The organism is Actinospica sp. (assembly GCF_035552695.1).
Taxonomy (GTDB): Bacteria; Actinomycetota; Actinomycetes; order Streptomycetales; family Catenulisporaceae; genus Actinospica.
The window spans coordinates 1-6,279 of sequence record NZ_DASZKT010000022.1; the positions used below are offsets into that span (position 1 = coordinate 1).

Annotated in this window: 6 protein-coding genes; 2 read left to right on the plus strand and 4 right to left on the minus strand. The window is 70.4% G+C overall.

What is annotated here, in order from left to right:
• Nucleotides 1-150: 150 nt before the first annotated feature.
• The 3 genes from VG296_RS03585 to metX are packed head-to-tail and all read right to left on the minus strand — an operon-like array spanning nucleotide 151 to nucleotide 3,255.
• Nucleotides 151-633 (minus strand): CoA-binding protein, encoded by a 483-nt coding sequence (locus VG296_RS03585; protein ID WP_325563003.1) that lies wholly within the window; start codon nucleotides 631-633, stop codon nucleotides 151-153.
• A complete protein-coding gene (locus VG296_RS03590; RefSeq protein ID WP_325563005.1) occupies nucleotides 630-1,973 on the minus strand; it encodes an O-acetylhomoserine aminocarboxypropyltransferase/cysteine synthase family protein in 1,344 nt (447 codons plus the stop codon). The genes VG296_RS03585 and VG296_RS03590 overlap by 4 nt, the downstream gene beginning before the upstream one ends.
• A 19-nt stretch (nucleotides 1,974-1,992) precedes the next feature.
• The gene (gene metX / locus VG296_RS03595; RefSeq protein WP_325563007.1) at nucleotides 1,993-3,255 is read right to left on the minus strand and encodes a homoserine O-acetyltransferase MetX; all 1,263 of its coding nucleotides are present in this window, start codon (nucleotides 3,253-3,255) and stop codon (nucleotides 1,993-1,995) included.
• 88 nt (nucleotides 3,256-3,343) lie between these two features.
• Here metX and VG296_RS03600 point away from each other — a divergent pair, with 88 nt between their 5' ends.
• Complete coding sequence (locus VG296_RS03600) at nucleotides 3,344-3,892, plus strand: OsmC family protein (RefSeq protein WP_325563009.1); 549 nt, start codon at nucleotides 3,344-3,346, stop codon at nucleotides 3,890-3,892.
• An 18-nt stretch (nucleotides 3,893-3,910) separates the two neighbouring features.
• A complete protein-coding gene (locus VG296_RS03605) occupies nucleotides 3,911-5,155 on the plus strand; it encodes an NAD(P)-binding domain-containing protein (protein ID WP_325563012.1) in 1,245 nt (414 codons plus the stop codon).
• A 6-nt stretch (nucleotides 5,156-5,161) separates the two neighbouring features.
• On the opposite strand, the gene VG296_RS03610 is transcribed toward VG296_RS03605, so the two are convergent.
• Nucleotides 5,162-6,013, minus strand: a complete 852-nt coding sequence (locus tag VG296_RS03610; protein ID WP_325563011.1) for a DUF72 domain-containing protein — start codon at nucleotides 6,011-6,013, stop codon at nucleotides 5,162-5,164.
• Nucleotides 6,014-6,279 lie beyond the last annotated feature (266 nt).

Here is a 6,279-nt window from a genome sequence, read left to right on the forward strand (position 1 = left end):
TGGGCATGTCAGCCACCTTCCGTCACCGGCGCTCGCACACGCCGTGGCTCGCGCCTCTACCCAGGTCGCCCTGGCTCATTCCGCTGCCAGTGAGGATCGACCGGGTCAGCACGGTGCACGCGCGGATGCGGTGACTCGTCGGCTAGGAACTCACTGGAGCCCGGAGCGGACGGATGTGATCCGCTGGGTGTTGAAGCCGAGCCAGTGCATCCGGCCCACGTAACGCGCGTGCTCGACCTTGAGGCAGCGGTCCATGATCACGGTCACGCCGCCGTCCTCGGCGATCCGCGCGCCCTCCTCGTTGATCACACCGAACTGGCACCACAGGGCGCCGGCACCGATCGCCACCGCGTCCCGCGCGATACCCGGCAGCGCATCCGGCGCGCGGAAGACGTTCACCACGTCCACCGGCTCGGGCACGTCCAGCAGGCTCGCGTAGCACTTCTGCCCGAGGATCTCCGTCTCGCGGGGATTCACCGGGATCACCCGGTAGCCGTGCCGCCTGAGGTAGTAGCCGACGAAGTAGCTGGCCCGCAGCTCGTTGTTCGACAGGCCCACGATCGCGATCGTGCTGGCGGTATGCAGCACGCGCTGGATCGTCAGCGGATCCTGGTACCGCGCCAGATCGATCACGGAGTCGCCGCCTTCCGGCCGGCGCCCGCCGTCGCGGCGACGAGCGCGAAACCCTGCCGCAGATCCCAGATCAGGTCCTCGACGGACTCGGTGCCGACCGACAATCGCACCGTCCCCGGGCCGACGCCGGCCGCCCGCAGCTCGTCGTCGCCCAGCTGGCGGTGCGTCGTGCTGGCGGGATGGATGATCAGGCTCTTGGCGTCGCCGACGTTCGCCAGGTGAGACCAGAGGGTCACGCCCCGGATGAGATCCTGGCCGCCGTCCCGGCCGCCCGCGCAGTCGAAGGAGAACACCGCGCCGACCCCGCGCGGCAGGTACTTCTCCACCAGCGGCCGGTACCTGCTCGACGGCAGGCCGGGGTAGGTCACGTTCGACGCCAGCTCGTGGGACTGGAGGAACTCCGCGACCGCCAGAGCGTTAGAGACGTGGCGTTCCATCCGCAGCGAGAGCGTCTCGAGCCCCTGCAGGAACAGGAAGGCGTTGAACGGCGAGAGTGCCGCGCCCAGGTCGCGCAGGGTCTCGGCCCGCAGCTTCATCAGGTAGCCGTAGGTCCCGAACGTCTCGTGGAACTGCAGCCCGTGGTAGGCCGGCGACGGGTCCGCGACCACGGGAAACCGCCCGTTGGACCAGTTGAACGTGCCCGCCTCGGTGACTACCCCGCCGATGCTCGTGCCGTGGCCGCCGATGAACTTGGTCGCCGAGTGGATCACGATGTCGGCGCCCCATTCGATCGGGCGGCACAGGTACGGCGTCGCGAACGTGTTGTCCACGATGAGCGGCAGGTCGTGCTCGTGCGCGATGGCCGCCACGGTCTCGATGTCCAGCACGTTCCCGGCCGGGTTGCCGATCGTCTCGCCGAAGAACGCCTTGGTGTTCGCGCGGACCGACTTCTCCCAGGCGGAAGGATCGTCGGGGTCGACCCACGTCAGCTCGACGTTCATCTTGCGCAGCCAGTGCTTGAACTGGTTCACCGTCCCGCCGTACAGCGCCGAGGACGACACGACGTGGTCGCCCGGCTGCAGCAGCGTGAAGAGCGCGCCGGCCTGCGCGGCGATCCCGCTGGCGAACGCCACCGCGCCGGCGCCGCCCTCGAGGTTCGCCACCCGCTCCTCGAACACCGCGACGGTCGGGTTCATGATGCGCGAGTACGTGTTCCCGTACTCCTGGAGGTTGAAGTAGGCCGCCGCCGACTCCGGGTCCTCGAACACGTAGCTGGTCGTCTGGAAGATCGGCACCGCACGCGCGCCCGTGTTCGGGTCGGGCCGTTGCCCGGCGTGCAGTTGCCGTGTCTCGAATCCGAACGCCCGGTCTTCCTCGACCCGGGCAGGCTTGTCGGTCACCAGGACCCCTTTCCTGAGGTCACTCTGAGCCCAGGCTGTGTTTGCTCAAGAACTGACGGATGATGGGCGTCTGCCGCGCTTCCTCGAGCAGGAAGCAGTCGTGGCCGTACGGCGCCTCGATCACGTGGGACTCGACCGGCTTGCCGAGCGCGCGAAGCGCGTCGGCGACCTCCCTCGACGCGGACGGCGGGTACAGCCAGTCGGAACTGAACGCGATCAGCAGTGTCCGCGCGCGAACGCCGTCCAGGGCCCGCACGAGCGATCCGCCGCCGTACTGCCGCGCGAGATCGAAGTACGTCAGCGCGCGTGACATGCGCAGGTAGGTGTTGGCGTCGAAGCGCCGGACGAACGAGTCGGCCTGGTGGCGCAGGTAGCTTTCGACCGCGAACTCCGGCTCGGTGATCGTGTAGCGGATGTCGTCGGCGAACTGCAGCCGCCGGCCGAACTTGTCGTGCAGCGCCAGCGCGGACAGGTAGGTGATGTGGCCGACCATCCGCGCCACCCCCATGCCGCCGTCGGGCGCGCGGCCGGTGTCGTAGTAGCGGCCGCCCTGCCAGGCCGGATCGCGCATGATCGCGTCCCGCGCGATCGAGTTCCAGGCCACGCCCTGGGGGTGCAGCGCGTGCGTGCTGGCGATCGCGACGACCGCGTCGACCTGATCGGGAAACAGGATCGCCCACTCGAACGCCTGCATCCCGCCGAGCGAGCCGCCGGCCACCGACGCGAGCCGCTCGATCCCGAGCACGTCCAGGAACGCGCGCTCGGTCCGCACCATGTCCGCGACCGTGATCACCGGGAAGTCCGGCCCGTACGGCCTGCCGGTCGCCGGGTCGGTCGACGACGGCCCCGTCGTCCCGCGGCAGCCGCCGAGCAGGTTCGTGGAGACGACGAAGAACCGGTCGGTGTCGAACGCCTTGCCGGGCCCGATCATCCCGTCCCACCAGCCCAGTGCCTTGCCGGTCACGCCGTCGCGATCCTCGGCCGCGAACCCGTCGCGGGTGCCGGATTCGGGCGGTGCCTTCGCGAAGCCCGCCGCGTGGGCGTCGCCGCTGAGCGCATGACAGACCAGGATGACGTTGTCACGCCGGGGTGAAAGGGCACCATAGGTCTCGTACGCGACGCGAACCGGGTACAGATCCTGGCCGCAGTCGAGCCGCACCGGCCCCGGCAGGTCGAGGTACTGTGTTTCAACCGTGCCGACACTGCCGGCTGTGCTGACTGGGCCGGCTGCGTCGGCGGGGCCGGCGGGACCGGCCGCGAGCGTCGGGGCTGGCTCCGCCATGCAGGCTATCTTAGCTGGTCGGAGCTGTTGTATTGTCAATCATCTCCACCGGAATACTAATGAAGTAAGCGAGAGGGACACAGGGGACATGACCACGGTCACCAACGGCGTCAACGTACAGGCGCTACTCGACGCGCGCGAGGTGCTCAAGGGCGCGCCCGAGGCCGCCCAGTTCACCTGGCGGGCGTCCGCCAGCTGGCAGCACGGCGTGCACAGCCAGATCAAGGTGCAGAGCTTCTTCGGCCTCGGCGAGGAGCGCGAGCACAAGGCCGAGTCGGTGTTCGAGGCCGACCACCCCGAGGTCTTCGCGGCGACGGACAACGGCATCACGCCGATCGAGTACCTCATCGTCGGCCTGGCCAGCTGCCTGACCGCGGGCGTGGCGTCGGTCGCGGAGAACCGCGGCATCCAGCTGCGCTCGGTCACCTCGACGGTCGAGGGAGAGCACGACATCCGCGGCATTCTCGGCGCCGACAGCGACGTCCGCAACGGCTTCAACGACATCAAGGTGACCTTCCACATCGACGCGGACGCGTCGCGGGAGGACATCGAGGCGCTGGTGGCCCAGTCGCAGAAGCGCTCCGCCGTGTTCGACGCGCTCACGAACCCGACGAACGTCACCGTCGAAGTCGCCTGAGGGTTTCGGGTCCACGTCATCGAGCGTGTAACCACGGTCGTCGTCGGCGCGGGGCACGCGGGCCTGGCCGCGAGCCGCTTCCTCGGCGACCGGTCGATCGACCACGTCGTGCTCGAGCGCGGCGAGGTGGCGAACTCCTGGCGCACCGAACGCTGGGACTCGCTGCGGCTGCTCACGCCCAACTGGCAAAGCCGCCTGCCGGGCCTTCGCTATGCAGGCCCGGCCCCCGACGGCTACATGACGGTGGCGGAAGTCACCGCGTTCATCGAGCGTTTCGCCGCGCTCGCCCGCGCTCCCGTCCGGACCGGCACGACCGTCACGTCGGTTCGGCGCACCGACGACGGGTACCGCGTGACGACGACGCACGGCGAGCTGGCCTGCCGGGCCGTGGTCATCGCGAGCGGTGCCTGCAACCAGCCGTCGGTGCCGGCGCTGGCCGGCGCGGTGCCGGCGTCCGTCGAACAGCTGACGCCGTTCGACTACCGCGACCCGGCCAAGCTCCCCGACGGCGGGGTGCTCGTCGTGGGAGCGTCGGCGACCGGCGTGCAGCTGGCCGCCGAGCTGCAGCGGTCGGGCCGGCCGGTGACCCTGTCGGTGGGGGAGCACGTGCGGTTGCCGCGCACGTACCGCGGCCGCGACGTGCTGTGGTGGATGGACGCGTCGGGCGTGTGGGACCAGCGGTACGACGAGGTGGAAGATCTGACGCGGGCCCGGCGGCTGCCCTCCCCCCAGCTCGTCGGGACTCCCGAGCGGACGACGCTGGATCTCAACGCGCTGGCCTCGCTGGGCGTAGAGCTGACCGGCCGCTGGGCGGCGGTCCGTGACGGCCGGGCGTTGTTCTCCGGCGGCCTGCGCAACGTGTTCTCGCTCGCGGACCTCAAGATGAGGCGCCTGCTGGACACGTTCGACGAGTGGGCCCGGACGAACGGACGCGACGCCGGGGTCGGCCCGCCCGAACGCTTCCCGCCGACCGGCGTGCCCTCGTCGGCGCGGCTGCAGCTCGACCTGGGCAGCGGCGAGATCCGCGCGATCGTGTGGGCGACGGGTTTCCGGCCCGACTACAGCTGGCTCGACGTGCCTATGGTCGACCCGAAGGGCCAGCTGCGCCACGAGGGCGGCGTGGCCGACAGCCCGGGACTGTACGCGCTCGGGCTGCCCGTGCTGCGGCGGCGCAGGTCCACGTTCATCAGCGGCATCGAGGACGACGCCCGCGCGGTCATCGATCACCTCGCCCGGTACCTGGCCGCCCGCGGATCATCGTGACCGGGTTCAGAACAGGGTCGGCGGTCCGGCGGGAACCGGTTCCGGGAGCGGCTCGACCTCGGGCACCCGGGCTCGCACGTCGTCGTGGAATCGGCGGGCCAGCTTGAGCGCGTCCACGTTGTCGGGCGTATGGATGAAGACGGTCGGGGAACGCCCCTCACGCAGCCAGCCGGCCACCGTGTCGAGCCAGGGCTGCCATCCCGCGACCGTCCGTGCCGGGTCGTCCCGGCCGAGGTAGCGGACGACCGGATGGGACGTGAGAGCCCGTGACCGGCGGGGCAGGCGTGGCTTGTTCGTCAACGCCTCCCGTTCGGCGGCGGTCACCGGGGCGCTCCCGAACAGGACGGTGGTGTCGAACGTCACCCATTCGGCGCTGGCCTCACCGAGAACCCTCTCCAGCTGCTGTTCCCAGCGCGGGTCCTCGAAGAACGCGCGGTGCCGGACCTCGACGCAGTACCGGTGCCCGGGCGGGAGGCGGCGCAGGAAACCGGCCAGGGCGCCGAGGTCGGCCGGGCTGAAGGACGGGGGCAGCTGAATCCAGAGGGCGTGGGCCCGCGGCCCGAGGGGTTCGATCGCGGCCAGGAAGGCGCGGAGCGGGTCCGCGACGTCGGCGAGGCGGCGCTCATGAGTGATCGCTTTCGGCAGCTTGAGCACGAACCGGAAGTCGGCGGTGGTCTGCTCGGCCCACGATGTCACCGTGTCCAGGGCGGGGATCGCATAGAAGGTCGTATTGCCCTCCACGGCGTTGCACCAGGTCGCGTACGCGCGCAGGCGCTCCCGCGGGGACAGCGATCCAGGCAGGTACCTGCCTTGCCAGGGTGCGTAGTTCCACATCGGGCAGCCGACGTGGAGCTCCATAACCCCGAAGCTACCGGAGCCCGGGGATCCCTGGTCCGCGGGCCGCGGTGATCATCGATGCGGTCCGGGCGCGATCAGGTTCCGCACGGCGGCTCGCGGCACCGACGGTGCCGCTTGTTCCAGCCAGTCAAGCGGCGTGCGGCCGTGACTGTCGCGCACGTCCGGGTCTGCTCCGTGGTCGATGAGTACCTCGATGGTCGACCGCGGAACGACGCTTCCGCCGGCACACGGGATCGTTTGCCGCGGACCGCCCGATCGTGGCAGGG

Bases quoted from the DNA above. Each gene is read 5' to 3' on its own strand.
- metX (WP_325563007.1), bottom strand. From the start codon at position 3,255: ATGGCGGAGCCAGCCCCGACGCTCGCGGCCGGTCCCGCCGGCCCCGCC.
- VG296_RS03600 (WP_325563009.1), top strand. From the start codon at position 3,344: ATGACCACGGTCACCAACGGCGTCAACGTACAGGCGCTACTCGACGCG.
- VG296_RS03610 (WP_325563011.1), bottom strand. From the start codon at position 6,013: ATGGAGCTCCACGTCGGCTGCCCGATGTGGAACTACGCACCCTGGCAA.